Below are 26,528 nucleotides of genomic sequence, written 5' to 3' on the forward strand. Positions count from 1 at the left end.
GAGGCGGGTTTTCTTTTGGCCGCTCAGTTTGCGGGGCTTGAACGAACTGAGATGAACTGATGGCCGTTGCGAACTTCTGGTTATGGCACGTTTGAGACATGCCGTGACGTCTGCTGCTGTGCCGCTTTCGGGGGCAAAGCGGAAGCGGCTCGAACATAGCCAAACCGGGTGATTGACCCAAGCGACCAAAAAGTAACTAATGTGAAACGACCGTGCGGGGACACGGCCTGATTGCGTTTTCGTTCGCGTTCGGTCGGCGATGTGGCGATACCCTTCCTGAGCCTGGAGACCCATGCGCGCATACGTTCTCAAGCATTACGGTGGTCCTGAAGGCTCCCTGTTGATGGATGTCCCGGCACCTGCGCCGAGGCCGCGCGATATTCTCGTCGCAGTACGGGCTGCGGGTCTGAACCCGGTGGATTTCAAGTTCCGACAGGGGAAGCTGCGCGCAATCCTGCGGCCAAAGCTTCCGTTCGTGCTCGGCAACGAACTCGCTGGTGAAGTTATTGCCGTTGGTCGTGACGTCAAACGCTTCCGCGCGGGTGACCGTGTGTTTGCCCGGGTCGCGAAGGATCGCGCTGGCGCATTCGCCGAGCAAGCATGCGTCGACGAGGATGACGCCGCGCACATGCCCCGGAATCTGGATTTCACCGCCGCAGCCGCCATACCCCTGGCGGGGCTGACTGCTCTGCAGGCATTAAGGGACGAGCTCCACGTCAAGCCAGGACAGAAAGTGCTCATTTCAGGCGGTGCCGGCGGGGTCGGTACCTTTGCAATTCAGATCGCCAAATGGCTTGGCGCACACGTGACGACAACGGCTTCCAAGAGAGGTGAAGCCTTGGTGCGCTCGCTCGGCTGTAATGAGGTGATTGATTATACGGTCGAGGATATATCCAACGGGGAAGGCCAATTTGATGCGGGATTTGACCTGATTGGCGGCAAAACCCTGGATCAAATGTTCGAAGTCATGAAGCCTGGAACCAGGATCGTTTCAGTAGCCGCTATTCCGGAACCGCAAACTGCGATCAGGGATTTAGGCGGCCGCCGAGCTCTTTCCGCCATCTTCTGGCTCATCAGCTACGGGATCAGATCTCGGGCTCGACGCGCAGGCATCAGCTATCGCTATCTCTTTATGCATCCAAGCGGCAGCGACCTCGCTCTGCTTGCCGAACTCGTCGAGCAGGGAAAACTGAAGGTCATCGTCGACAGAACGTATCCGTTTGCGAAAATTACCGAAGCTCTGGACTACGTCGAAAGCGGACGCGCCAAAGGGAAAGTGGTGGTAACGAACCAATGAGTTGATGGCTCGCATGCGGAAAAAGCCACCCCAAAAAAGCCTGAGATCATGGCCCATGTCGAGGGTTCGGGACGGAAGAAACTTTGTGAAGATCACTCCGTTGGTATCATCGAGATTTACGGCCGTCGTTCGTCGCGCATGCGGATCAGCATGACCTCCAGCCTCAAACCCGGCGTTTGCTTTGCAAAGCCGGTACATGAGGCGGACCCTGCGCCATCGGAGTGACCCGTCACGATGATATCGATGTCATCCATTCCAAACACGCCGGGCGGCCCGGGCGCCATTCGCTTGGCGGATATGGCGGCCTTGAACCGCTCGCCATCTTGCTCCCAATTTCCGATGTAGCAAAACGTCGTATCACCCCCGCCAAGCTCGCCATTGGGGCCAAACTCAACTATCCCAGAGCCGACGCCGATCGGCGTTCTAAACCAAATGGAATATTTGCCCTCAGTGATCATCTAAATGCAGCGGTCCTCAACGAGCGATTGACGCCGAGGCCTCGAAAGTAACACTCATCCCACTGTGCTTGCGCCAGACAACGCGACAGTGACGCGTCGTCCTCTCAATAACTAACTCGAATTCAGACGGAATGCCAACGGAGGCGGGAGCGGAAGGCAGCGCCGATATTGGATACGTATCGGATGGCGCAACTCAAAGCACCGCCTTTCAAATTCGAACATCGCGCTTTTGAGGACTTGACGCCGAGCCAACCGAACCAAACCGCTATTGCTCCATGCGCAAATGCCCGCCTGCCGAGTTGAGACGGGTTCTAGCCTCGCCAAAGGCGATCAAAAACCGAAACCCGGGCCCAGTTTGCAAGGCGCGGCCGAAGCCCAGCCCGCGTGTTAGCGTTTAAAGCCCCAGTGCTATCGCCTGTGCCGTCCACGAATATTTTTCGAGCTTTCATAAATTTCCAAATCAGCGGGTTTCGTTGCTGAAAAACCTTCTGAACTTCAAGATGCAAACATCCCGCCAGGATTTCAGGCGGGGGACCAAATACCTCCGCTAATGCCGAGGACAAACCGGCATCCGTTAGAATATTCCATCGCGAGTCACCTCCCATGACCGGCGATCGCAGGCCGAATATCACTCTGCCGATCCTGCTTTCCCGGATGGCGTAAGAACACATCGCGCAGGGCTCAATCGTTGAATAGATCGTGCACTCATGAAGGCTGGTGGACCGCATCTTTTTCTGAGCCGAAGAAATCGCGAGCATCTCGGCGTGTCGCGTGACGTCTCCTTCATTTCTGACCATATTGATGGATTCGCTAATGAATTCGCCCCGTCGCCCGATGACAGCCGCAAACGGGTATTCTCCCCTTGAACCCGCGGTTTGTGCCAGAGCTACGCAGCGGCGCATCATTGCGATGTCGGATGCTTCTGAAGCAAGCTTGGTCATTGTGCTGCCTCTCGCGGCACGGCACCCCCGTTACGATGATGTCGGGATTTGCGGCCCGGCACAAATGCTAATAATGGTTAGTCACCGCAAAGCCGGCATTGATGGCCGGCCTGATGCACGATCTCAGGTTGAATGAAGAGCGAGGCGGCTTCTTCTTTTGTGGGTTCGTGCCGCTTGGAACCTGGATAATTTTCCACTCATTCGTTGTCGACCACGAGGCGTGTGAACGGCCGCTTTGCGCCGGAAGCACGCGCTCCCCAGCAAGAAACCTAACCGCCTGCACCTGAACTTCAATAATGCCTCGCTTCGGCGAACCCGGCCTGCACGACTTCCTCACGCTTCCGCCGAAGGTGGGTTCGCAAAATATGCGCAAGTCCGCTCGCATCACGTCGCTGCAGCGCGTTCAGGATTCCCTCGTGCTCCTGAACCGCAAGAGCCCAGTGTTCGGGGGACATCGGCGTGATGAACCGCGCCCGGCGTATCCGCGCCGATACCGATTCGTAAAATCCGGCGAGTACGGCGTTATCGGCGGCGCGAACGATGCTCTCGTGGATCAGCCGGTTGCAGCGATAATACGACAACAGGTCGCGGGCGCGATAGTGCTCGACCATGCTGACCTGCAACACACCGATTTCGCGAAGCTGCTCGTCCGAAATACGCGGGCAGGCCAATTCACCGGCGGTCGCTTCCAGGGCTTCGCAGACTTCGAACAGTTCCTTGACGTCCTTTTGCGTCAGCTTCGCGGCGCGCGATCCGCGGTTGGGCAACAACACGACAAGCCCTTCGGCGGCCAGCACCTTCAGGGCCTCGCGAAGCGGCGTACGCGATATGCCCAGCGAAGCACACAATTCCCGCTCCGGTATTTTCGCGCCCGGCGCAATCTCGCCTTCCGTCAAAATGTGTCTGAGGCGGGAAATCACCTCGTCGTGCAACATGACGCTGTCCCTCTGACCGCCCGCTTCAACCAACTTTGAATGCAAAACGGCTCATAATCCGACGAGACTAGCGAAACACCATTGCAAAAGCCAGTTTTTGCATTCAGAATTGACGCATAAGTTGGATCCGGGTCATACGGAAATCCTTACCCCGCAATCGGCAAGCAAATGAACGAAACAAGGACTCTGGAAGCCGACCTCCTTTACGAGGTCCGCGACGGCATCGGCCGGATTACCTTCAACCGGCCGCAGGCGAGAAATGCGCTGACATTCGACATGTATCGGCGGCTGGCAGAGATCTGTACCGGCGCGGGCAAGGACCGTGCTCTCAAGGTGCTGATCCTGACCGGCGCGGGTGACAAGGCCTTCGCGTCAGGCACCGACATCAATCAGTTTCGCGCGTTCAAGACCCCGCAGGATGCCATCGATTATGAAACCGGCATCGATCACTTGCTGGGCACGCTCGAGCAATGCCAGGTCCCGATCATCGCCGCGATCAATGGGGTTTGCGCCGGGGGCGGCGCCGGAATTGCGGCGTGCTGCGACATCCGCATCGGCGTCAAGACCGCGAAATTCGGATTTCCGATCGCTCGCACGCTCGGCAACTGTCTGTCGATGTCCAATCTCGCCCGGCTCTCGGCACTGATCGGGGCGGCGCGGCTGAAGGAAATCATTTTTACCGCGCGCCTGATCGAAGCCGCCGAAGCGTCTGGCCTTGGCCTCCTGAATGAAGTGGTGGAGGACCGCCCCGCCCTCGATCGGCGGGCCGATGAACTGGCGCGCCTTGTCGCAAGCCATGCGCCGCTGACACTGCGTTCCACCAAGCAGGCCCTGCTCCGTCTGCAGCTGAAAGTCCAGGAAGACGAGGAGCTGATTCTGATGTGCTATCAGAGCCGGGATTTCCGCGAAGGCATGGATGCCTTTCTCAACAAACGGAAGCCGCAATGGACCGGCGAGTAATCGCAAGCAACCAACACTATCTCGGGAGAAACCATGGGCCCCCTGACCGGATTGAAGGTCGTCGACCTGACGCATGTGATGGCGGGCCCGACCTGTACGCTGATGCTCGCCGACATGGGCGCCGAGGTCATCAAGATCGAAAAAATCCCGGCAGGCGACGACACCCGCTACATGGTGCCTCCTAGGATCGGCGACGAGGCGGCATCGTTCCTGATGATGAACCGCAACAAGAAGGGTATTGCGCTGGACCTGAAGACCGCGGGCGGCGCCAAGGTCTTGCGGAGGCTGATCGGTTCGGCGGACGTGCTGGTGGAAAACTTCGGCCCCGGCGTGATGGACCGGCTTGGTTTCGGTTATGCGGAAATAGCCAAGGAACATCCGGCATTGATTTACTGCTCGCTGTCCGGCTTCGGACGCACCGGCCCCTACAAGCATCGCCGCGGCTTTGATCTAGTGGCGCAGGCGATGAGCGGCATCATGAGCTTTACCGGCGAAAAGCCCGACGGACCGCCGGTCAAATGCGGCGCGCCGCTGTCCGACATCACAGCGGGCATTCTCGCCGCCCTGGGCATTCTCGCCGCCTATACCCACCGGCTGAAAACCGGCAAGGGCCAATGGGTGGAAACCTCCCTGTTCGAGGCAGCCCTCGTTCAGACCTATTGGCAAGCAGCGATTGCGCTCGCGACCGGCGTGGCGCCGAAAGCGATGGGCTCGGCCCACCCGCTCAACGCTCCCTACCAGGCTTTCGAGGCCTCCGATAAGTGGATCGTGGTCGGTGGCGCCAATCAAAAACACTGGCTGCGCACGCTCGAAGTATTGGGCGCGACCGAACTTTCGCGGGATCCGCGCTTTGCGACCGGCGGCGACCGGATGGCACATCTGAAGGAGCTGGAAGCCCTGCTGTCTGCGCGCTTTCGCACCCAGCCCGCCGCCTACTGGCTGGATGCGCTCGAGGAAGTGGGCGTCCCCTGCGGCCCCGTCAACGACATGCTCCAGGCGCTTGCCGACCCCCAGACGATCGCCCGCGAAATGGTGGTTGAAGTCGAGCATTCATCGCTGGGCAACGTCAAAACGATGGGATTGCCGATCAAATTCTCGGCGACCCCCGGCAAAGTACGGTCAGGCGCGCCGCGCTATGGCGAGCACACCGGCGCGATCTTGAGCGCCTACGGTTTTGACGCCGATGAGATTGCGGCGCTCCAGCAAGAGGGAGCGATCGCTGCGGCAGGCCCGATCAAGGACGAGGTCAGTTAGCGCACAAAGCCAACGACAAGACCACGCGACCAAAACAAAAATCAATGGGGAGGACAAGATGACTGCAACACCGAAACTTGCCGCGATCGCCTTTGGTCTCGCAACCTGCGTGTCGGGCGCCGCAAACGCCGCGTGGCAGCCGGTCAAGCCGATCGAATTCATCGCCACCGCTGGCCCGGGCGGCGGCACCGATAATTTCGCGCGCGCCGTCCAGAGCATCATCACCAAACACAAGTTGATCGAGCAGCCGATCGTCGTCACTAACAAGGGCGGCGGCAGCGGGGCCGAAGGTTACACCTACACCAAGGCCATGGCCGGCGATCCCTACAAGATCGTGTTCGGGACCTCCAACGCCTGGACCCAGCCGATGGTGTCGAAGGTCGCCTATAACTACACCGATCTGACGCCGATCGCCGCCATGGTGCAGGACGAGTTCCTGCTGTGGGTCAAGCAGGATGCGCCCTACCAGAACGTGACGGATTTCCTCAAGGCCGTCGCCGCCAAGGCGCCGGGCGATTTCAAGATGGGTGGCGCGCAGTCAAAGGACACTGACGAAACCCTGACCCGCATGATCGACAAGGCGGCGAAGGTGAAGTTTACCTACATCCCGTTCAAGAGCGGCGCCGAAGCGGCGGTGCAGCTGGCCGGCGGCCACATCGACTCCCATGTCAACAATCCCAGCGAAAGCATCGGGCAGTGGAAGGGCAGCACCCAGCGCCCGCTTTGCGCCTTCAGCCCGAAGCGTCTTCCGGACGGCCCGAAGGTAACCGAAACGCAGAACTGGCACGACATCCCGACCTGCGTCGAATCCGGTCTCGACATTCCGCAGTTCGAACAGCCGCGCACGGTTTGGCTGCCGGGAAAAGTCAGCGCGGAACAGGCCGCGTTCTACGTCGATCTGATGAAGAAGGTTCAGGACACCCCGGAATGGAAGGAATATATCGAGCGGAGCTCGCAGGTCAGTACGTTCCTGACCGGCGATTCGTTCGGCAAATTCATCAAGGAGGACATCGAGCGCACTCACAAGATTGCCGCCGACGAAGGTTGGCTGGTCTCCAACTAGAGTGCGGCTGATGATCTCGGGACGCAGTCTGGAAGCCGGCACGGCCTTGATCACCGGCGCGTTTGGTGCCGCCGTCGTCATCTCCAGCCTCGACAACGGCATCGGCTGGTCCGCCGCCGGCGTCGATGCCGGCACCTTTCCGTTCATCGTCGGCCTCATCATCCTGAGCGGAAGCATATTCAACCTCGTGCAGGGATGGCTGCAGGCGCGCGACGTCATCCTGCGGCCGAGCGAACTGAAGCGGCTGGCAGCACTTTTCGTCCCTGCGGTCATCTATGTCGGGGTGATTCCGCTGATCGGAATGTATGTGGCCTCGGCCCTCTATGTGTTCGGAGCACTCACCTGGCACAAGCGGGGCGCGCTCCTGTTTGCGGGCATCTCGGCGATCGCCACGGCGCTGGCGCTCTACCTGATCTTCGAGTTGACGTTCCAGATTTCGTTGCCGCGCGGCGCGCTCGGCGACGCGCTTGGTTTTTGAGGGGGCGTCGTTGGAAAATCTCGAAGCCCTGATGCACGGTTTTGGCATCGCGCTATCCGGCAATCATATTTTCCTGATGCTGATCGGCGTCCTGCTCGGCATTCTGGTCGGCGTGCTGCCCGGCCTCGGGGCGCCCAACGGCGTATCGCTGCTGCTGCCGCTGACCTTCGGCATGCAGCCGGTGTCAGCCATCATCCTGCTCTCGTGCATGTACTGGGGCGCCCTGTTCGGCGGCTCGGTTACTTCGATCCTGTTCAATATCCCCGGCGAACCCTCCTCGGTCGCCACCACGTTCGACGGTTATCCCATGGCGCGCGACGGCAGGCCGACCACGGCTCTGGCGACGGCGTTCGGCTCGGCCGCCTTTGGCGCGCTGGCCGGGGTCGTTCTCATTACGCTGTCGGCGTCCTGGGTCGCGAAAGTCGCGCTGGCTTTCGGGCCGCCTGAATATTTCGCGGTCTACTTCCTGGCGTTTGCCAGCTTCGTCGGCATGGGCGGCTCGCCGCCGATCAAGACCTTGGTGTCGCTGGCGATCGGCTTTGCGCTCGCCGCGGTCGGGATCGACACCGTCTCCGGCAGCGTGCGGCTCACCATGGGCATCGATGAACTGGTCAAGGGCATCAACTTCGTGGTCGCGGTCATGGGCCTGTTCGGCATCGGCGAATTGCTGATCGCGGTGGAGGACGAATTTCACGCCAAGGCGATATCCTCCAAGGTGGAGTGGCGCGAGGTGTTCCGCACCCTCATCGGTCTGCCTCGCTACGGCTGGGTGCTGTTGCGCAGCGCCGCTATCGGCTGCTGGATGGGAATTACGCCGGGCGGTCCGACCGCGGCGTCGTTCATGAGCTATGGCATCGCCAAGCGGCTGTCGTCGCGGCGCGCCAATTTCGGCAAGGGCGAGCCGGAAGGCATCATCGCGCCGGAGACCGCCGATCACGCCGCCGGCACCAGCGCGCTGCTGCCGATGCTGTCGCTCGGCATTCCCGGCTCCGCCACCGCGGCGGTGATGATGGGCGGGCTGATGATCTGGGGCCTCAATCCCGGGCCGATGCTGTTCATCGAGCAAAAGGATTTTGTCTGGGGCTTGATCGCCTCGATGTATCTCGGCAACGTCGTCGCGGTGATCCTGGTGCTGCTTACCGTGCCTATCTTCGCCGCGCTGATGCGCGTGCCGTTCTTCATCATCGCGCCCTTGATCGTCATCATCTGTACGGTCGGCGCCTATTCGGTTTCCAATTCCTATCTCGACGTCGTCATGATGATGGGATTCGGCGTGTTGGGATATCTGTTCAAGAAGCTGCATTATCCGCTCGCACCGATGGTGCTGGCGATCGTGATCGGCGACAAGGCGGAAGATGCATTCCGCCAATCCATGCTGATGTCGAGGGGTTCGCTTTCGATATTCTTCAGCAATACGCTGGTGACAACGCTGGTTTTGGTCGGCGCGGCCCTGCTTGTGTTGCCGGTAATCTGGCAAACGATCGGGAGAATGGCAGCGCGGCCGCGTTAGAACCACGGACAATTCGGTGCGCGGGTCGGCTTCGATCGTCCCTGAACGTGGAGGCAGTAACAACAGCGAATTCGAAGGCGGCGGCGATCACCGCTGGGTGCTTGTCACCAGATCGTCCCACTTCTTGGTGTCGCCCTCGATGAAGCTTTTGAACTCCGCCGGCGATGTTGGACTCGGGACGGCGCCCATGCTGGCGAGACGTTCCTGAACAAGCGGGACCGTCATGGCTTCAGCGACGTCTTTCCCGATCTTGTCGACGATCTCCTTCGGCGTATTGGCCGGCGCCAGCAGACCATACCAGCCAGTCGCGTCGTAACCCGGAACGCCGCCCTCTTCGACGGTTGGAATCTTCGGGAACAACGGTGAACGCGTGTGGCTCGTGACCGCCAATGCCTTCAGCTCTCCGGACTCAACGTAGGAAACGATCGTCGGTGGACCGAACAACACCGAAACCCTGCCGGCAATCAGATCGGTCACCGCCTGTCCAATGCCTTTGTAGGGCACGTGGATCATCTTCGTGCCGGTCATCTGCATGAACAGCTCCGCTAAAAGATGCGATGCGGAGCCGAAGCCCGATGAGGCGAAATTCAACTCGCCCGGATGCGCCTTCAGATAATCGACAAGTTCCTCGGTTGACGACACCGGAACGGACTTGTGGACCAGGAGCAGATAAGGGGGCGCCGTGACCAACGTCACCGCAGCAAGCGACTTGATATTGTCAGGCACCACGGCGCCGCTCGCGGCCATCAGCAGCGTGTAGCCGTCCGGATTTGCCCTCCCTACGCTGCTTGCGCCGATGACGCCCGCGGCGCCCGGCTTGTTGTCCACGATAATCGGCTGCCCCCATTTCTCGTTGAGTTTCAGGCCGATGAGGCGCGCCAGGATGTCAGCACCGCCGGCGGGCGGAAACGGCACCACAATCGTTACCGGGCGCGCTGGATATGCGTCCTGCGCCCGCACCGCAGGAGCGAGCATTACGAGGAGCGCGGCGATGACCGTGCAAACAATGCGTTGCTTCATGATTGGGACCCCATCTGTTGATTTAGCTGTCGGGCACGGTCATTCCTGAAAGGCCCGGTGAAAATTCGTGTGACCAGAGAAGCGACATCGGCCCGATCAGCTAAGAGTTCGATCGTTTGGGCGCGAACCGCCGGATATCGTAGTTTGGTCGCCGGTCCAGAAGCAGATCGGCATTGATCTTTCCAACCGCGGGAGCAAGCGTCATTCCATTCTGGGTCACCGCATGAAACAGCCCCGGCATGCTCGGCGATCCCCCGATCGTCGGCGCAGTCGTGAAGGCTGTGCCGGTCCACGAGCGAATAATCTGAAGCGCGCCCAGCGCGGGCAGCATCTCAAGAACGACAGCGAGATTTCCGCCGAACCCTTCGACCGAGGGCCGCGTTCGCTTCAGGCTCGGGGCAAACAGAGCGCGCCAACCGCCGCCGATAACGAGGTTGCCGCTGGCCGCTTGCTTCAATGTCAACCGTTGCAACGCATGGGCCAGATGATAGTTGACGCCTTGCGGCATCGTTTCGGTCACGATCATCTGGATCGGATTGGCGCGGATCGGAATGGTATCGCCCACGGAGGCGGCAATCGCTCCGGACCACGCCCCCGCCGAGTTGAGGATGCGGCGCGCCGCAATTAGCCCGCGGTCGGTCTGGACCAGAAATCCTTTTTCGGCGCGCTGGATCGCAAGCACCCGGATTTGGCAACGAATCTTTGCGCCCGCGCGTTCAGCGGCTGCCCGCACGGCTGGAGAAGCCTTCAGCGGATTGAGCTTGCCCTCGTCGCGCGAGAGCGAGGCCGCGATGATCTTTGGCGAGAGATAAGGTTCAAGTCGGCGGGCCTCGGCTCCGCTGATGAGATCGATCTCGAGTCCCGCCGCGCGCTCCAGCTCGACCTTCTGCCTGAGATGGACGAGGCTTGCCTCGTCATCCGCAACCGTCAGGCCACCCTCAATCGCGACTTCGAAATCGGTTTTCAGTTCCTGGCTCAAGGCGTTCCACATGTGGACGGAGTCGCGCTGTAACGACAGCGTGGAAGCCGCGACCAGCGTGTTCTCGGCGCCCATGTCCGGAAATCCGAATGCCTGAAACTGCACGTGGAGACTGCCGGCATTCGCACCGGACGCCTCGGCATGCGGCTCGTTGCGATCGACGACCAGAACATCGGCACCGGCCCGCGCCAGCTCCAGCGCGCTACAAAGACCGATGGCCCCGGCGCCGATGATCAGGATATCGACATTCGCGATCACGGCTTTCGGCGGTTCGGCCGCACCGGACGGGCTCTCCAGGAGAGCTGGGGCCGCCAAAATTCCCGCGTGCGGGCGGGCGACCGACCGCATTGCTACCGGCCGCACCGGCACCTGCACCCGGAAGAATGTCGTCTCATCGACGGTGACGCCGGCATTCGCTTGCAACACGCCGGCGACAGTCGGGGAACAATAGCGTCCCTGACAATGTCCCATGCCGCACCGGGTGGCGCGCTTGATGGTGGGGAGATCACGTGCTCCGCGTTTGATTTCCTGTCGGACGCGGCCGAAGGTTACACTTTCACAACGGCAGACGATCGTATCATCGCTGGCCAGGCGATCGCCCACGACTGGCATCGCATAGACACGCCACAACGCTTGCTGAAATCGTTTCTCCCGCTCGAGCGAACGCCGCGCCTTTGCGGCAATAGCTGCCTGTACCGATCGTGCACCGGTGAAGTTGAGATCATTCGCGGCGGCGAGGCCCGCGAGTGTCCCCTGCGCAAGCGCGCTGTGAGCGCCCCACGATCCGCCGGCATCGCCGGCGACAAAAACATCGGCGAGGGAGGTGCGGCCATTGCCGTCGCGGTCGGCAATCAAGGTAACGCCCGTTCGCGGATCGATCCGGTGGTCGCAACCGAGCAGTCGGGTGAGCTCGGACGACGGGGAAAATCCATAACCGGTGCAGACGGCGTCGATCTCGAAACTGCATTCCGTCCCCGGAACCAACGTGCCGTCGGCATCGATCGCGGCAACGGCAGCACGCTGGGCCCGATCAACGCCGTCCACGCGTGTGAGGACATGGCTGTACAGCAAGGGCACCCTGTGACGGCGCAATGTTGCAAGATACGAGGCGCCCTGCAGGAGCAGATCGGGACGTGTCAGTGCCATGCGCGACAGGTCGCCGATGCATTGCGACGGCCCTGCTGCGCCCTCAACAACCGCCGCCACCTGGACGCCGTCGGCAGTAAGCGCCGCGGCCACCTGCAGATTCAGCGGACCATTGCCGGCAATTAGCACGCGGCTGCCCGGCGCGACACGGTAGGAACGCGCCAGTGTCTGGGCCGCACCGGTCGTCATGACGCCAGGCAGCGTCCAACCCGGAACCGGCCACGAGCGCTCGTAGGCACCCGTCGCAACGATCAACTTCCGCGCCCGGCAATTGATCGCGCCTGACTTGTCCTGCGCCCTGACGACGAGCCCGCCATTGGCCTCGACCTGCGCGTCCCAGACAAGTGCCTGATTGAATATCCGGACCGCGAGGCCCGCAACCCTGCCGACGAGTTCGGCGCCTCTTTTGAATTGCCGATCAGCCGGCCGACCGCCCCTGAAGCGATGACTGTTGGCGAGTGGCTTGAAATACTGACCACCCGACGAGGGACGCTCGTCGAGGATCATGACGGCCGCGCCACTCTTTGCCGCGGCTTCTGCCGCGGCCAGCCCGGCCGGTCCGGCGCCGATAATGAGAATATCGCAGCTTTCTTCGCGTTCGCCGGGCGCTGACAGGTTGGGACCGTCTGGACGACGGGCGGCCTCCCCGGTGACAATCTCCATCCCCGGCTGCACCAGCGTCAGGCAAGATCTTTGGCCGGCCACACCGTTGATCGTCACGCGGCAATCGAAGCACACCCCCATGCCGCAATAGATGCCGCGCGAAGCGCCCTCGTTCGTTACCCTGAGCGCGGTGGTCGCGTGTGCGGTAACCGCCGCGGCCACGGTCTCTCCGGCAATCGCCGCGACGGGCTTTCCATCAACGGAAAGTTCAACGAAACTTCCATGGCGTTCGATTTGCGAATTGCCGAGCCGAAGGCCCTGCGCTGCGGGGGCTACCATGATCTGAGTATCTTTCGACTCTCGCCAGAGAACCCACTCGTATCAGCAATCGCAAGACCTGCCGGGGCGCAACCTCACTCGCACAACGCAATCACGAGCAGATCACAGGAAAGAAACGACAATTTGATTGTTTAAAAAGTAACTATGTCATTAAGCTTTGTCAATTAGCTTGTTTTCGCCGCTCGTTCTCGAAGTATTTATTCTGGCCCCCTTGGTGGACCGCGACTTCAACGATCCCATCCGCATCCGTTCGTTGCCGCCCGAAGAGTTAACGGCATACCCGTGGTTATCGATGGCTACGACACTCACAACACCGCCGTTGCCTGGAATTCAATCAGCAACCCGGGATCAGCGAGATGATTCACTTCCACGATCGTGCTGGTCGGAAGGTTGTCTTTAAAGAACTCCATTCTGGCAGACACAATCTCCTTGAACTGCCTAATATCCGTTGTGTAGACGACGAGGGAAACGATGTTGGCGAGCGTGCCGCCCGCACTCTCCATGACCGTCGCCATATTTCGGATGGCCTGCCTGACTTGCTCGGCCATGTCTCCCGGCCCTACCAGCTGTCCGTTCTCATCCCTCGAAAGTTGCCCCGACAAAAAGATCAGGGACTGGGGCTGATCGACGCGAATGAAGTGATGATAGATGGTCTTACGCACGTTGGTAAAACCAGGAGGGTCGCCGCGGGTGATGGTGGTCAAGATCGCCTCTCATCGTCATCTAAAATGTTAAGGTACATCGCTTTTTTAGATCGCTTACTCCATCGCCCGATTCTCGATCAACCGCCGGCCTGGAGGTTTGCGACAATGGACAGGCGGCTGGTCTGGCATGCTTCAGCCCAGCACAGGTAGCGTTATGATGTTGTAGCCGTGGCTGATGCTGCGCTTCAGGACCGGATCCTCGATCTGGTAGTCGAAAAGAGCTGCGGGACGGATGCCGCCTTTGGCAGCGAAGGTGCCGCCAAACATCGCGCAGCCATCGGGCAACGCCGTCCTGCCAAAGCCGCGCTGGATCAGATCGGTGACGGGCAGCATCCCGCTCAGCGCGCCTTCCTGATAAAGCACGCGGTCACCGTCAATCGTCGCCCAGGATCGCAGGATGATCTGGTCCCAGTGGCCCTCGATTTCTGCGAGGTCCCACAGCATCGGCGCCATTGGTTTGTCGCACATCTGCTTCGAGACCGTGATGTTGTAGGTCTCGACCTTGCGGTCGGTATGGTCGGAGCCAACACCGACGAAGGTGCGACCGTTCGATCCCAACAGCACGAACTCGACCTCGCCGCTGGAGTCGGTGCCGGTGCATTCAATGCTGTCGGCAGTGGTCAGCCGCCGCGCGGCGCAACGATAATAGATCGGCGTCGAGGCCGGCGGCGCGATTCCGATCGCCGCCAGCTCGGCAATGTGCTTGTCGCGAGCAACCGGATCGCGACCGGTCCAGCCGGCGATCACAGCCTGCGTGATCGGCACTCGCAGTGGGGTCGTGGTGCCGTTTGCGGCCAGGGTAAATGCGATCCCGGTGCTCATGTCGATTTCCTCAGGAATAGATCTGTTTGGCGGTGTGGAGCTTCCATTCCGGCGGCCCAAGCCGCCGGTTCTGTTCACGAGAGGTTCAACCGAGTTCGGGTTCTCCCGCCCCTCACAAACTTCGGTCCGGCGTCAATTGGTTCCGGTTGACTCGCAGTTCGATGATCGCGGGTCGATCAGCCTTCATGGCCCGAGCAAGGGCTTCGGGAAATTTGTCGTGGTGGTCGACCGCTTCGCCGTAAGCGCCGTAAGACCTCGCCAGCGCCGCAAAATCCGGATTGAAGAGATCCGTTCCACTCGGACGATTGGGAAAATTGATCTCCTGATGCATCCGGATCGAGCCATACATTCCGTTGTTGACGATGATGACAACGATCGGCAGTTGGTGCTGGACGGCGGTGGCAAACTCCTGGGACGCCATCATGAAGCAACCATCACCGGCCAGACAGACCACCGTGCGGTCAGGGTAGCGAAGCTTTGCCGCGATCGCGGCCGGCAGGCCGTAGCCCATGGAGCCGGACTTCGGCGCAATCTGGGTGCCGAGCCGCCGATAACGATAGAATCGATGCAGCCAGATCGTATAGTTGCCGGCGCCGTTGGTGACGATGGCGTCGTCGGCCAGCTGGTCGTCAAGATGCGCGATGACCTCGGACAGATCAAAGCCCGCGGCATCAGCGCGCCGCGCCTGATAGGCGACCAGCGCGTGGCGCGACTCTTCGCGCCACGCCGCCCAGGGTTTTGAATCGAGCGTCGGTAACGTAGCGAGCGCGTCGACGAAGCTGGAGGATTTCGACTGGATGGCCAGCGTCGGGATATAGACCCTGCCAAGCTCTTCGGCACCGGGAAACACATGAACCAGAACCTGCTTCGGTGTCGGCACCTCGAGCAGCGAAAAGTGATTGGTGGTGACATCGCCAAGCCGATCGCCGATTACCAGAAGCAGGTCAGCGGCCTTGACGCGCTCCATCAGCGCACGGCTGCAGCCGAGGCTGAGGTCGCCGACATACTGAGGGCTTCTGTTGTCCAGCACATCCTGCGAGCGGAATCCGGCGATAACCGGGATGTCGTTGTGCGCGACGAACGCGTTGAATTGTTCCGCTGCAGCTGGCGTCCAGCCGAGATTGCCGACGATGATCATCGGGCGTTGCGCCCGGCGCAGCAGCCCTTCGAGTTGCAACATCTGGGCATCGGAAGGCCCGGTCTGCGCAATTTGTGCCGGTGCCGCATCGGCGACGTCACTCGTGGCGCTGAGCACGTCCTCGGGAAACGAGAGCACCACCGGACCTGGGCGCCCCTGCATGGCGAGATGGAAGGCGCGGCTGACAAACTCGGGAATCTGATCGGGCGACTCGACCTCGCCGACCCACTTTGTCATGTCGTCGAAGGTACGCGTGTAGTTGATTTCCTGAAATGCTTCGCGGCCGCGATGGCGGCGCGGCACCTGACCGATGATCATGATCATCGGCGTCGAATCCTGCCAGGCGGTATGCAGCCCGATCGCGGCATGCATCGCACCAGGACCGCGGCTGACGACGCAAATGCCGGGGCTGCCGGAAATCTTGCCGTCGGCTTCGGCCATGTGTGAAGCCGTGGCCTCGTGACGGCATGCGATAAAGCGGATGCCGGGGCCGGCGCTAACCAGCGCATCGAAGATCGGCAGCGCACTTTCGCCGGGGACGCCGAACATCCTGTCGGCGCCGTTGAGCCGCAAGCCGGAGACCAATATCTCGCCGCCGCTGCGCAAGACAGCCGCGGCGTTGGCCGGCCGCACCGGATCATGTCTGTTCAAGGTCCTACTCCTGCGGATTCTGAGGGTCGCACGGCCTCCGTGCTCATTCCTGGAACACCTCGACGCGGCGCTGGCGGATCGTCGGCATCATGATGGAGATCAGCAGCGCGGCGGAGACCAGCAGCAGCACCAGGCTGATCGGGCGCTGCAGAAACACCATCGGATCGCCATGCGAGGTGATCATGCTGCGCCGGAAATTCTCCTCCACCATCGGGCCCAACACAAAGCCCATCAGCAACGGCGCCGGCTCCGCATCGAGTTTGCGCAGCACGTAGCCCAGCAAGGAGAAGCCGACCGTCATATAGACGTCGAAGCTCGAATTGTTCACCGAGTATACGCCGATGGCGCAGATCACCACGATAAGCAGATAAAGAATGCGATAAGGCACCCCGAGCAGCCGGACCCAGATCCCGATCATCGGCAAATTGATGATGACGAGCATCACATTGCCGATGAACATGCTCGCGATCAACCCCCAGAACAGATCGGGCTGCCGCGAGATGATCATGGGACCGGGCGCGATGCCGTGCAGGGTGAGCGCGCCGACCATCAGCGCCATGGTGGCGCTGGTGGGAATCCCCATGGTCAGCAAGGGCACGAAAGAGGTCTGCGCGGCGGCGTTGTTGGCGGATTCCGGTCCCGCAACGCCCTCGATGGCGCCGTTTCCGAAACGCGAAGGATCCCTGGCGACGCGCTTCTCGAGCGCATAGGAGGAGAATGACGCGATGGTGGCGCCGCCGCCCGGCAGGATGCCGAAAACCGTTCCGACCAGGGTGCCGCGCATCACCGCGCCCCAGGCCCCCCGCAACACCTTGAAGGACGGCCAGATGCTGTGAATCTTCGTGTGATTGATGATGCGGACCGAAGCGTCTTCGAGATTCGAGATGACTTCCGCGACACCGAAAAATCCCATCACCAGGGCGACGAAATTGATGCCGTCGGACAGTTCAATCAGTCCGAACGTCATGCGGGCTTCGCCCGTGTTGAGGTCCATGCCCACCATGCCGAGCAGCAAGCCGAGAAAGATCATCGCGATGGCGCGAAACGCGGATCCATTGGCCAGCACCACGGCCGAGACCAGCCCCAGCACCATCAACGAAAAATAATCCGGCGAGGCGAACTTCTGGGTCATCAAGGCCAGCGGTGGCCCGAGCAGCGCGATCACCAGGGTGCCGATGCAGCCGGCGATAAACGATCCGATGGCGGCAATCGCGAGCGCCTCGCCCGCCCTGCCCTGCTGCGCCATCTTGTAGCCGTCGATCGCCGTGACGACGGAAGTGGACTCGCCGGGGATATTGACCAGGATCGCCGTGGTCGAGCCGCCATATTGCGCGCCGTAATAGATGCCGGACAGCATGATGATCGCCGCCACCGGATCGAGCGCATAGGTGGCGGGAAGCAGCAGCGAGATGGTCGCGACCGGGCCCAGGCCGGGCAGCACACCGATCAGGGTGCCGCACACCGTGCCGACCAGGCAGAACAACAGGTTGGTCGGCGTCGCAGCGACGGCAAAGCCGTGGCCAAGCAGGGCGAAGACGTCCATCATGGCAGCAGGCTCACCGGGATCCTGAGAAGCCACACAAATATCACCGCCGACGCCGCCGCCAACAGGATGCCGGTGACCAGGCTTTGCTGCCACTTCGTTTCAACCGAAGCGAAATGCGCGGTCGCGACCTGGGCCAGGATGGCGAGAATGAGCCCGGCGCGCTCGACCAGCACGCCGAAGGCGACAAACGACAGCAGGATGAAAAACAACGGCCGCAGATGGAACGCGCCAACCGGCTTTTCGCCGGTCAAGAGGCCCTTGACCACCAGGCAAAGCCCCATGCCGAGCAGGACGAGCGCCAGGCCAAGCGGGAAATAGCCCGGCCCCATCTGCAGCACGGTGCCGATCGCCAGGGTGCGGATATAGAGAAGCGCCACGGTCGCGACCGTGACGAGCAGCAAGCCGGAATAGAAGTCGTTGTTGTTACCGCGCCAGGTGGGTGATCGCATGATGGTGTCCCGCCGTTACTTTACTGTCACCCACCCCCGGAACGGGCTCAGGTCTTCTTCTCGTTGATTTCCTTGAGCAGCTTGCGCCACTGCTCGACCTCGCCGGCAATCTGCGCCTTGTATTCCGCAGGCGTGGTGAACACGGTCGAGGCGCCCGCGACCGCCATTCTCTTCTGCACGTCGGGGTCGGCCGCCATCTTCTTGAGCACGTCGGACAGCTTGGTGACGATGGCGTCGGGGGTGCTGGCGGGGACCATGATGCCGTTCCAGGATTCGACGCTGTAGCCCGGTGTGACTGTCTCCGCCACGGTCGGCAGATCAGGCGCGAACTCGCTGCGCTTGGCCGATGTCACCGCCAGCGCGCGAACCGTATTGGCTTCCATTTGTGGCAGCGCGTCGGTCATATTGGTGAAGGCAAGGTCGACCTCGCCCGACACCACGGCGGCGGTGGCCGGCGATCCACCCTTGAACGGAACATGGGTCATTCGGGTGCCGTTGTTCGCGTCAAACAGCGCCACCGAGAAATACATCAGGCCGCCGGCGCCGCTGGAGCCGTAGCTCAGCTTGCCCGGATTGGCCTTGGCATAAGCCACCAGGTCCTGCATCGAGTTGATTGGCAGCTTCGGGTTGACGATTACCGTCTGCGGAATGGTGCTGACGATGCTGACGGTCTTGAAGCTGACTAGCGGATCGTAAGAGGTGGTCTGCGCCACTGGAGCGATCGAAATCGCGCCGACACTGCAGATGCAGAGCGTGTAGCCGTCACCGGGCGACTTCGACACCAGGTCGGCGCCGACGATGCCGCCGCCTCCGGCGCGATTGTCGACGATCACCGTCTGGCCCAACGCCTTTTCGAGATATTGCGCGGTAATGCGTCCGACCGCATCGGTATAGCCGCCGGGCGCGTAGGGCACCACGAGCTTGATCGTCTTGGTGGGCCACTCCTGGGCTGACGCCGCCGTGACGCTCAATGCCATCCCCACTGACAGGGCAGCCATCACAAGTCGCTTCAATGTCATGTTCCTTCCGCGTGAACGAGAACGGCTTAACGGGCGCTTTGGAGATCAGGCATTGTTCGCCCCCGTGAGGCGCAGGGCACGCGCGGCAACGGATTCACCCGGGGTGAATGCGCTGAGTTCGACGGTGGTCGCTGCGAACTCGACGCGGCGAAACTTGTCCTGATCCTCGAATGGCACGGTGGCGTCGATGCCGAGCTTGGTCCGCACCCCCTCTTTGCTGACGCGGACATATTCATGGCCCCGCGCGCCGGGAATGAGAATGAGATCGGCCGACGCTTCCATCCGCGTCGCGACCGCGTATTCGACGTCGATGGGATCGCGGATATCGATGTCGTGATCGACCACCGTGATGAGATCGAGGTCTTTCAAGGCACCGAACGCCGCCAATATTGCATTGCGCTGCAACCCGTTGTGCTGCCGGCTCAGCTTCTGGACCTGGATCACCGCGTGGAAGCGATGCAGTCCGCCCGAGGTCATCTCGACATCGGTGACGATCGGAATCGCCGATTGCAGCACCTTCAGCAGACTGGCTTCCAGCACGTACTTGCGCAAAATGATGGTTTCGCGTCCGAAGCCGTTGATGACGTGGTAGATCGGCCGCAGCCGGTGAGTGACGGCGGTGATCTTCAGAACCGGCGCGTCGGCGGCCGGCGCGGCGAAGCCGATGAATTCGCCGAATGGCCCTTCCGGCGCGACTTCGTCGACCAGGATTTCGCCTTCCAGAACGAACTCGCTCTCCGCAGGCACCAGGATGTCCTGCGACACGGCCTTGCCCACGGTTAGCGGTCTGCCCGCCAACCCGCCCGCGACGGCAAGTTCGTCGGCGCTTTCCGGCATCTGCGAACCCATGGTCGCTGCCGTGAAATGCAGCGCCAGGTCGCTCCCGATGCAGACCGCCACCGGCAATGACCGGCCGCGCGCCTTGGCCCGCTCGAACGCAAGCCGCAGATGGCGGCCGAAATCGAGCTTGATCGCGACCCGGTCGGGCGCCAGCAGTTGCAGGCGGTGATAGGAGGCGTTGTAAATTCCGGTGACCGGATCCTTCACCACGACGATTCCCGCGGTGACGTAGCGGCCGGCGTCGCCCGGCGCATGAAACAGTGCCGGAAATAATCTGGTGACGTCAAATCCGATTCGCAGCACGACTTCCTGCACCGGAACATCGGTGACGAGCTGCGGCGGAAGCGGGCCGCCCAGGGCGCGCTGCACCAGGCCGCGAATGCCCCGGAAATCCAGGCCAAAGGCCGCCTCGCAATTTTCCTTCGAACTCAGCAGATTTCCGATGACCGGAATGTCCGCGCCCTTGACCGACGGAAACAGAAGCGCCTGGCGGCCATCGTGCTTCTTGAGAATCGCAGCGATTTCGAGATGCGGATCGGCGGGCTTCTCATAGGTCAGGATGCGGTCGCTCTGCGCCAAACGCGCCAGCGCGGACCGGAAGCGCGTATCAAGGATCTGAGGCTGCGACATCGGCGCACCAATTTCAATTACTAAACAAGAATAGCTTCGCTATGAAGCTAGTCAAGCCTGCTTGCTGGGCACGGCTTGGCCAACATATGCGCTTGCGCGATCAGCCCGAGAGCCTGAGTGCCGCGTCGACGATGGTCGCAGGCAGCTGCGCGTCGATCGGGGCGCCGCGATGGCTCTGCGATGCAAACCTAACGAGCGCGAGCAGCACGGCAACAAGGTCCGCGCGTTCCACGGCGCGCGAGGCCGGCGATTTGTTCTCCAGCCAATGGGCCAGCACCACATTCTGCAGCCGTTCGGCGGAGAGCTCGGCGGCCTTGATGCTTGATCGCAGCTTCTCTGTGCCCTCGCTCGGCGCTGGCGCAGGTCCGGCTTTGAGCCTGGTGCGCAAGGCCCGCAACGGCAGCACGATCTGCTCTCGCCAAGGGCGGCAGGCCGCATCCATGTCTGCAATCTCGGATGGCGTCAGAACAACCCCTCGCCGGACCGCCGCGAAGGTCGCCATCAGCAACATCATCACGTCGACGCTGCATTCGGCCTGCAGCCGCAGACAGGCATCGGCAATGCCGGGCTCGGCATAGAGCTTGAGCGCGAAGTCCCAGCTCTCCGAATCAATGGCCTGGCCGGGATCTGCCATGTCAGGCGTGCCGCCATTTCCGGCGCTCGCAGCCTTGGTGGCTTGGAGCCATGTCGCTCAAGGCAGCTCCTTTGCCCTGGTCGAGCCAAGGCCCTCCCAGCGGCTGACCGCGCCGGTGGCGATATCGAACAGATCGAGGACCCGGCCGAGGGTATGGTCGACCATTTGCTCGAGGCTGTTCGGGCGGGCGTAGAACGCCGGCACCGGCGGATAGATGATGGCGCCGATTTCGGTCGCCGCCGCCATCGACCTGAGATGGCCGAGATGCAGCGGTGCTTCGCGCACCATCAGCACCAGCCGGCGGCGTTCTTTCAAAACCACGTCCGCGGCGCGCGTCACCAGCGACGACGTGACGCCGCCGGCGATCTCGGCCAGGCTTCGCATCGAGCACGGCGCAATCACCATGCCAAGCGTCCTGAAGGAGCCGCTGGAGATCGTCGCGCCGACATTATCGACCTGGTGGACCACATCCGCCAATGCCGCGACGTCAGGGACCTTGATGTCCAGTTCCTGCGACAGCGTGATCTTCGCCGACCGGCTCATGACCAGATGGGTCTCGATCGCCGTCGGCTGCAGCAGCCGCAGCAGCCGAACGCCATAGATGGCGCCCGACGCTCCGGTGATGCCGACGATCAGACGCTTCGGTTCGATCTCAGGCGGGGTCGAAATAGTGAATCTCCATCAACATGCAGCCCGCCACCGATTTGAACGGGCCGTGAAACGCACCGGGCGGACGGCAGGCGTAGGTGTTCGGCTTGAACGATTCACCGCCATTGCCCTGTTCGTCGTTGCCGACGATCAGATCGCCGGAAAACAGGAAAACCTCTTCCCAATATTCATGAACGAACGGCTTGGTGGTGTAAACGCCCGGCTCAAACCGCAGAAGACGGGTGCGGCTGCCGCGCTTGTTCACCTCGTCGAGGGCGCCGGAAAGGATCTTCTGCTGGATGCCGGCCGGGTAGCCCGCAGGGGTTTCCCAGCCGGTGGACATGTCGATGGTGCGAAATTCGTCGTGGAGTTTGTTGATTGCCATTTTCAAGTTTCCTAGAGATCAGGCGACAGCGCGGGGTGAATCCGGATTGCTCGTATTGGTCAGTTCATCGGCCAGTTCGTAGCTCGACAGCATCTTGTCGAGCAGCGCCGCCGCATTCTTCCAGTCATAGGTGCGGTAGGCGTGTCCCTTGGTGACAAAGGTCGCGCCGGCGAAGAACATCTCGTATTGCGAATGGCGCGAGGCGAATTCGGAACCGACCGCGTCCCAAGCAAGCTTGTAGAATTTCACTTTGTCGACCGCACCGGCGGCGGGCGATTGCTGGGTCTTGCCGATCAACCTTGCGAGCTCCGGGTTGTTGAAGTCCTTTACCGAGGACGGCAACATGATCATCCCGCCTCCGGCCAGTTCGCGCAAGGCGTTGATGATCTTGGCATAGAGCTGCTGCGTCAGGGTCTGGGCCGCATAGAGCATTTGCCGGTCGGGCACGAAATAGGCGCCGCGCGGCTGGCCCTTGGTCTCCATCGCGACCACGAAGGCTTCCACCATGCTGACCTCGGCGGCGAGTTGGCCCAGCATCTCCCTGACCTGCGGGAAGCCGGCGATGCCGTTGGTATCGGCGATGCGATGGGCGATGCCGGCCAGGAAGCGCACCTTGACCGATAGCCGGATCATGGCCTGGTAGTTCTGGTAGACATGCGCCGGGGTGGCGTGAAACTGCTTCTGGCACATCGCGATGTCCTCGACGATGAACACCCGGTTCCACGGCACCTTGACGTCATCGAAATACAGCACCGCATCGTTCTCGTCGAAGCGGCTGGCAAGCGGATTGTCAAACACCGATCCTGCCGCGGCCTCGTAGGATTTGCGCGACAGGATTTTCAGGCCCTTGGTATTCATCGGGATTGCAAACGAGACCGCGTATTTCTCGTCGCCCGGCTGCAACGGCTGGATGCAGGTGACGAACACCTCGTTGGCCATGATGCCGCCGGTCGCCAGCATTTTGGCGCCCCGCACTGTGATGCCATCGGCGTCGCGGGACACCACGCCCGCCGTGAGGAAGGGATCGGCCTGCTCGGCGGCACTCTTCGAGCGGTCGGCCTGGGGATTGATGATGACGTAGGTGAGATAAAGATCGTTGTCGCGCGCATAGCGGTAATAGTCCGAAAGCGCCTTGGCGCGCTCGGCATCATAAGCCTCGAACACCTCGCGACCCATATACATGCCGGCGATGCACGACGCGACGTGATCGGGCGCGCGCCCCATGAAGCCCGCATGCAGTTCGGTCCAGACCTCGAGAGCCCTACGGCGCGTGACCAGCGCCTGATAGCTCCCCGGCAATTCCCAGATCCGGTTGGCCCGGGTGCCGGTGTCGGTCTCGAAGGTCATCAGCTCGCGGTTTTCCGGCGCGCTATGAAAATCGAACATACGGCCGATCGAGGCCACCGCGCCGCGAAACGCCGGATGTGTGGTGACATCAGCAACCAGTTCGCCGTCGAGATAAACCTCGCGGCCGTCGCGCAGGCTCGCAATGTGCTGTATGCCGGTCTTGATCATGAAGGCCTCGGTTATCGGTCAAGTGGATCTAATCAAGTGGACCTAATAATGCATTGGTAGCGGCCATTCCGGACTGCGTTCGCTCCTGGCAAGGCTGCGATAGGCCCCGCGAAAGAATATCAGCGGTTCCTTAGCAGGATGAGCCGAGAACCGCACCACCCGGCCGACGAAAATCACATGGTCGCCACCGTCATATTGCGCATGCGGCTGGCACTCGAAATGCGCTATCGCCCCGGCGATCAGCGGCGCCGCCGTGAGGCCCAAGGTGTGTTCCACCGCCTCCCATTTGTCGGCGAGCGAGCGGGCGAACCGGTCGGAGAGATGCTCCTGGTCCCGGCCGAGGATGTTGACGGCGTAACCCTTGGCTTTGGTCATCGCAGCCAGGCTAAACGCCTTGCGGTCGATCGAGAACAAGATCAGCGGGGGATCGACCGAGACCGAATTGAACGAACTCATGGTCAGCCCGATCGCGTTGCCGTCCGTGGCCTGTGCCGTGATGACGGCAACACCGGTAGCAAATTGCCCTAGCGCACGGCGGAAGGCGCGAGCATTCAAGTCCGAGGCTGCACCCATCGATTTCTCACGGGACCCACATTAGCTTCACTACAAAGCTATATTATCGAGCTAAAACCGGCGCTGTCAAGCAAGGCGGAGCTGCCTCGGGTAACGCCATGGTCATCGCCCGCCCCGTCCGGAAACCGCGGTTCCACTCCACCGCATCCGCCGCAACAGTGTCGCCAGACCAGATTAGATAGCTTATATCCAAAGCTATTGCGGAGTGAATACCAAGACGGCTATGCGACTCTGTGCGCATGCAGGGCACAAACATTTGCTTTTGGGATGCGCAGCGTCCAATCTTGCGCAACCGTCATACAGGGATGATCACGTGGTAAAATCAGCAGCGCGCGTCAAGACCACCAAGCTTGCCGTCGGACGTCCCGCCCCTCGGGCCGCGCTCACCACGTCTCGGCCCGAACTACTGGTTGACGGCTCCGACCAGCAATTCCGCCGCCTCGTCCACAGCTTGTTCGGGTTTCTGGTCCGGCATCAAACGCTGCGCGAAGGGCATGCCGCCGTCATCGGCCTGCCCGGAATCGAATACACCACGCTGATTTCGATCCGGCATCTGGCCGCGCTTGGGGACGTTCACGTCAAGGCTGTCGCCGATCATCTGCACCTCAGCGGGGCGTTCGTCACCACCGTAACCAACAAGCTTGAAAGCAAGGATTTGATCGAAAAAGCGGCGCATCCGGTCGACCGCAGGCGACTGTCGCTCACGGTCACGCCGCGCGGCGCAGAATTGCTTGAACGCCTGGCGCCGACCCAGATGCAGATCAACGATGTGCAGTTCGGCTGCCTGAGCGCACGGGAATTCCAGCAGTTGCTCGACATGGTGCAGCGTCTCGTCGAAACGAGCGACCGCGCGATCGCACTACAGCGTTATCTGGCCGAGACCAACGCCAAGCCGATCTCGCCGGCGCTCCGGAATCCCGACGCGTCCAAGCGGCGAAAGTCCCGGAAGGCATGACACTGACGGCGGATTTGCGCTGCCGCCACCGTTCTTACGTTTTTAAGTTTCGTCGGGCGCCCGCCATCAGGGAAACCGCAATCTTGCCCGAGGCACCCTTTCCTAGCCATCAGGCCAGTAGAAATCGGGGACGCAGACAGCGACATTCGATCCCAGGAAATTAATGGGAGGAATCGATGGATCAGATTCAAGATTGGTCAAAAGGCATTCGGCAGATTGTGAAAGAGGTGGCCGAGCGCGTGGTGGTCCTTCAGAATGAAGATGGCTCGACGGCGAGCGGTATAGCCTGGCGCAAGGGATATGTAGCTACTACAGACGAAGCCGCGGGAGATAGCGTTAAACTGATTACGAGCGATGGCACTGTCCTGACGGCCGAACTCGCTGGTCGAGACCCATCTACCGACATCGCTCTCTTCAAGGCAGATATCGACCAGGATCCCTTCCAAGCATCAGGAGAAGTTCAGCCTGGAGACTTTGCAGTCGCGGTCGGACGCGGGTCGACATCTGAACTGGTAGCTGCGGGCTTCATTGCCGAAACGGGAGGTGAATGGCAAAGCTCGTTTGGCGGAAAGATTGACCGAAAAATTCGACTGGGCTTCAGGATAGACCGCCGTGCGCACGGCGGCGCAGTCGTCGATACGGCCGGACGGCTGGTCGGCCTGGCTGCATTTGGGCCAAGACGCAGAGCGATAGTCATTCCGTCTCCGACCGTTGAACGGATCGCTCACAGGTTGGCAAAGTCCGGCACGATCTCCCGCGGTTACCTCGGCGTTCAGTTGCATCCATTGCGGGACGGACAGCAAGGCACCGGTGCCGTCATCGTTCATCTCGACAAGGACGGACCAGGTGCCACAGCCGGCCTCATCCTGGGCGACTGCATCATCAGTTGGAACGGTGAAGACGTGACGGGCGCCAGGCAGATCTTCCGGCATTTGGGCCCCGACAGCGTCGGTACCAAGATCGCCCTCGGCATTTTGAGGGGCGGTCAGCAGTCCAAGATCGATGTTGTTGTCGGCGAGCGGCCACATAGATAGAC

At 61.4% G+C, this 26,528-nt stretch carries 24 protein-coding genes; 8 read left to right on the plus strand and 16 right to left on the minus strand.

Features of this window, described 5'->3' with window-relative positions:
• The first annotated feature begins 292 nt into the window (after positions 1-292).
• Complete coding sequence (locus B5527_RS24795; protein ID WP_079603884.1) at positions 293-1,297, plus strand: NADP-dependent oxidoreductase; 1,005 nt, start codon at positions 293-295, stop codon at positions 1,295-1,297.
• Between the two features lie 769 nt (positions 1,298-2,066).
• Here B5527_RS24795 and B5527_RS24805 read toward each other — a convergent pair.
• Complete coding sequence (locus B5527_RS24805) at positions 2,067-2,696, minus strand: nucleoside deaminase (protein ID WP_079603886.1); 630 nt, start codon at positions 2,694-2,696, stop codon at positions 2,067-2,069.
• A 290-nt stretch (positions 2,697-2,986) separates the two neighbouring features.
• Positions 2,987-3,631 (minus strand): GntR family transcriptional regulator, encoded by a 645-nt coding sequence (locus B5527_RS24810; protein WP_079607472.1) that lies wholly within the window; start codon positions 3,629-3,631, stop codon positions 2,987-2,989.
• Between the two features lie 168 nt (positions 3,632-3,799).
• Between B5527_RS24810 and B5527_RS24815 the strand changes: the two genes are divergently transcribed.
• Genes B5527_RS24815 through B5527_RS24835 form a run of 5 tightly spaced genes read left to right on the plus strand, consistent with a single transcriptional unit; the run spans position 3,800 to position 8,896 of the window.
• The gene (locus B5527_RS24815) at positions 3,800-4,591 is read left to right on the plus strand and encodes an enoyl-CoA hydratase/isomerase family protein (RefSeq protein ID WP_079603887.1); all 792 of its coding nucleotides are present in this window, start codon (positions 3,800-3,802) and stop codon (positions 4,589-4,591) included.
• A 33-nt stretch (positions 4,592-4,624) separates the two neighbouring features.
• Positions 4,625-5,845 carry a CaiB/BaiF CoA transferase family protein gene (locus B5527_RS24820; RefSeq protein ID WP_079603888.1) on the plus strand — a complete coding sequence of 407 codons (1,221 nt, stop codon included), beginning with the start codon at positions 4,625-4,627 and terminating at the stop codon, positions 5,843-5,845.
• Between the two features lie 58 nt (positions 5,846-5,903).
• Positions 5,904-6,908 carry a Bug family tripartite tricarboxylate transporter substrate binding protein gene (locus B5527_RS24825; protein ID WP_079603889.1) on the plus strand — a complete coding sequence of 335 codons (1,005 nt, stop codon included), beginning with the start codon at positions 5,904-5,906 and terminating at the stop codon, positions 6,906-6,908.
• 10 nt (positions 6,909-6,918) lie between these two features.
• A complete protein-coding gene (locus B5527_RS24830; protein ID WP_079607473.1) occupies positions 6,919-7,386 on the plus strand; it encodes a tripartite tricarboxylate transporter TctB family protein in 468 nt (155 codons plus the stop codon).
• A gap of 10 nt (positions 7,387-7,396) precedes the next feature.
• Positions 7,397-8,896, plus strand: coding sequence for a tripartite tricarboxylate transporter permease (locus B5527_RS24835; protein WP_079607474.1), 1,500 nt, complete (start codon positions 7,397-7,399; stop codon positions 8,894-8,896).
• Between the two features lie 87 nt (positions 8,897-8,983).
• Here the strand turns inward: B5527_RS24835 and B5527_RS24840 are convergent, their stop codons facing one another.
• From B5527_RS24840 to B5527_RS24905, 14 genes are all read right to left on the minus strand, one after another.
• Positions 8,984-9,916, minus strand: coding sequence for a Bug family tripartite tricarboxylate transporter substrate binding protein (locus B5527_RS24840; RefSeq protein WP_079603890.1), 933 nt, complete (start codon positions 9,914-9,916; stop codon positions 8,984-8,986).
• A 100-nt stretch (positions 9,917-10,016) separates the two neighbouring features.
• Positions 10,017-12,983, minus strand: a complete 2,967-nt coding sequence (locus tag B5527_RS24845; protein ID WP_079603891.1) for an FAD-dependent oxidoreductase — start codon at positions 12,981-12,983, stop codon at positions 10,017-10,019.
• A gap of 305 nt (positions 12,984-13,288) precedes the next feature.
• Positions 13,289-13,687, minus strand: a complete 399-nt coding sequence (locus tag B5527_RS24850) for a RidA family protein (RefSeq protein ID WP_172842648.1) — start codon at positions 13,685-13,687, stop codon at positions 13,289-13,291.
• Positions 13,688-13,819: 132 nt separating this feature from the next.
• Positions 13,820-14,509 (minus strand): DUF2848 domain-containing protein, encoded by a 690-nt coding sequence (locus tag B5527_RS24855; protein ID WP_079603893.1) that lies wholly within the window; start codon positions 14,507-14,509, stop codon positions 13,820-13,822.
• A gap of 112 nt (positions 14,510-14,621) precedes the next feature.
• Complete coding sequence (locus B5527_RS24860; RefSeq protein WP_079603894.1) at positions 14,622-16,298, minus strand: thiamine pyrophosphate-binding protein; 1,677 nt, start codon at positions 16,296-16,298, stop codon at positions 14,622-14,624.
• Between the two features lie 43 nt (positions 16,299-16,341).
• Entirely contained in the window at positions 16,342-17,841 is a 1,500-nt protein-coding gene (locus B5527_RS24865) for a tripartite tricarboxylate transporter permease (protein WP_079607475.1), read from the minus strand.
• Positions 17,841-18,293, minus strand: a complete 453-nt coding sequence (locus tag B5527_RS24870; protein WP_079603895.1) for a tripartite tricarboxylate transporter TctB family protein — start codon at positions 18,291-18,293, stop codon at positions 17,841-17,843. The genes B5527_RS24865 and B5527_RS24870 overlap by 1 nt, the downstream gene beginning before the upstream one ends.
• 47 nt (positions 18,294-18,340) lie before the next feature.
• A complete protein-coding gene (locus tag B5527_RS24875; protein ID WP_172842649.1) occupies positions 18,341-19,291 on the minus strand; it encodes a Bug family tripartite tricarboxylate transporter substrate binding protein in 951 nt (316 codons plus the stop codon).
• 66 nt (positions 19,292-19,357) lie between these two features.
• A complete protein-coding gene (locus B5527_RS24880) occupies positions 19,358-20,782 on the minus strand; it encodes a UbiD family decarboxylase (RefSeq protein WP_079603897.1) in 1,425 nt (474 codons plus the stop codon).
• Positions 20,783-20,882: 100 nt separating this feature from the next.
• Complete coding sequence (locus B5527_RS24885; protein WP_079603898.1) at positions 20,883-21,416, minus strand: TIGR02444 family protein; 534 nt, start codon at positions 21,414-21,416, stop codon at positions 20,883-20,885.
• A gap of 57 nt (positions 21,417-21,473) precedes the next feature.
• Positions 21,474-22,067, minus strand: a complete 594-nt coding sequence (locus B5527_RS24890) for a UbiX family flavin prenyltransferase (protein WP_154072502.1) — start codon at positions 22,065-22,067, stop codon at positions 21,474-21,476.
• A 1-nt stretch (position 22,068) separates the two neighbouring features.
• Positions 22,069-22,449, minus strand: coding sequence for a cupin (locus B5527_RS24895; protein WP_079603900.1), 381 nt, complete (start codon positions 22,447-22,449; stop codon positions 22,069-22,071).
• A gap of 18 nt (positions 22,450-22,467) precedes the next feature.
• Complete coding sequence (locus B5527_RS24900; RefSeq protein ID WP_079603901.1) at positions 22,468-23,964, minus strand: 4-hydroxyphenylacetate 3-hydroxylase family protein; 1,497 nt, start codon at positions 23,962-23,964, stop codon at positions 22,468-22,470.
• A gap of 42 nt (positions 23,965-24,006) precedes the next feature.
• Entirely contained in the window at positions 24,007-24,537 is a 531-nt protein-coding gene (locus tag B5527_RS24905) for a flavin reductase family protein (RefSeq protein WP_079603902.1), read from the minus strand.
• Between the two features lie 313 nt (positions 24,538-24,850).
• Between B5527_RS24905 and B5527_RS24910 the strand changes: the two genes are divergently transcribed.
• Together B5527_RS24910 and B5527_RS24915 are read left to right on the plus strand one after the other, a co-directional pair.
• Positions 24,851-25,492 (plus strand): MarR family winged helix-turn-helix transcriptional regulator, encoded by a 642-nt coding sequence (locus B5527_RS24910; protein WP_172842650.1) that lies wholly within the window; start codon positions 24,851-24,853, stop codon positions 25,490-25,492.
• A 176-nt stretch (positions 25,493-25,668) separates the two neighbouring features.
• Complete coding sequence (locus B5527_RS24915; protein ID WP_079603904.1) at positions 25,669-26,526, plus strand: S1C family serine protease; 858 nt, start codon at positions 25,669-25,671, stop codon at positions 26,524-26,526.
• Positions 26,527-26,528 lie beyond the last annotated feature (2 nt).

Source organism: Bradyrhizobium erythrophlei, from assembly GCF_900129425.1.
GTDB classification, from domain to species: domain Bacteria; phylum Pseudomonadota; class Alphaproteobacteria; order Rhizobiales; family Xanthobacteraceae; genus Bradyrhizobium; species Bradyrhizobium erythrophlei_C.

Bases quoted from the DNA above. Each gene is read 5' to 3' on its own strand.
- B5527_RS24795 (WP_079603884.1), top strand. From the start codon at position 293: ATGCGCGCATACGTTCTCAAGCATTACGGTGGTCCTGAAGGCTCCCTG.
- B5527_RS24805 (WP_079603886.1), bottom strand. From the start codon at position 2,696: ATGACCAAGCTTGCTTCAGAAGCATCCGACATCGCAATGATGCGCCGC.
- B5527_RS24810 (WP_079607472.1), bottom strand. From the start codon at position 3,631: ATGTTGCACGACGAGGTGATTTCCCGCCTCAGACACATTTTGACGGAA.
- B5527_RS24815 (WP_079603887.1), top strand. From the start codon at position 3,800: ATGAACGAAACAAGGACTCTGGAAGCCGACCTCCTTTACGAGGTCCGC.
- B5527_RS24820 (WP_079603888.1), top strand. From the start codon at position 4,625: ATGGGCCCCCTGACCGGATTGAAGGTCGTCGACCTGACGCATGTGATG.
- B5527_RS24825 (WP_079603889.1), top strand. From the start codon at position 5,904: ATGACTGCAACACCGAAACTTGCCGCGATCGCCTTTGGTCTCGCAACC.
- B5527_RS24830 (WP_079607473.1), top strand. From the start codon at position 6,919: ATGATCTCGGGACGCAGTCTGGAAGCCGGCACGGCCTTGATCACCGGC.
- B5527_RS24840 (WP_079603890.1), bottom strand. From the start codon at position 9,916: ATGAAGCAACGCATTGTTTGCACGGTCATCGCCGCGCTCCTCGTAATG.
- B5527_RS24845 (WP_079603891.1), bottom strand. From the start codon at position 12,983: ATGGTAGCCCCCGCAGCGCAGGGCCTTCGGCTCGGCAATTCGCAAATC.
- B5527_RS24855 (WP_079603893.1), bottom strand. From the start codon at position 14,509: ATGAGCACCGGGATCGCATTTACCCTGGCCGCAAACGGCACCACGACC.
- B5527_RS24865 (WP_079607475.1), bottom strand. From the start codon at position 17,841: ATGGACGTCTTCGCCCTGCTTGGCCACGGCTTTGCCGTCGCTGCGACG.
- B5527_RS24870 (WP_079603895.1), bottom strand. From the start codon at position 18,293: ATGCGATCACCCACCTGGCGCGGTAACAACAACGACTTCTATTCCGGC.
- B5527_RS24875 (WP_172842649.1), bottom strand. From the start codon at position 19,291: ATGGCTGCCCTGTCAGTGGGGATGGCATTGAGCGTCACGGCGGCGTCA.
- B5527_RS24880 (WP_079603897.1), bottom strand. From the start codon at position 20,782: ATGTCGCAGCCTCAGATCCTTGATACGCGCTTCCGGTCCGCGCTGGCG.
- B5527_RS24885 (WP_079603898.1), bottom strand. From the start codon at position 21,416: ATGGCAGATCCCGGCCAGGCCATTGATTCGGAGAGCTGGGACTTCGCG.
- B5527_RS24895 (WP_079603900.1), bottom strand. From the start codon at position 22,449: ATGGCAATCAACAAACTCCACGACGAATTTCGCACCATCGACATGTCC.
- B5527_RS24900 (WP_079603901.1), bottom strand. From the start codon at position 23,964: ATGATCAAGACCGGCATACAGCACATTGCGAGCCTGCGCGACGGCCGC.
- B5527_RS24905 (WP_079603902.1), bottom strand. From the start codon at position 24,537: ATGGGTGCAGCCTCGGACTTGAATGCTCGCGCCTTCCGCCGTGCGCTA.
- B5527_RS24915 (WP_079603904.1), top strand. From the start codon at position 25,669: ATGGATCAGATTCAAGATTGGTCAAAAGGCATTCGGCAGATTGTGAAA.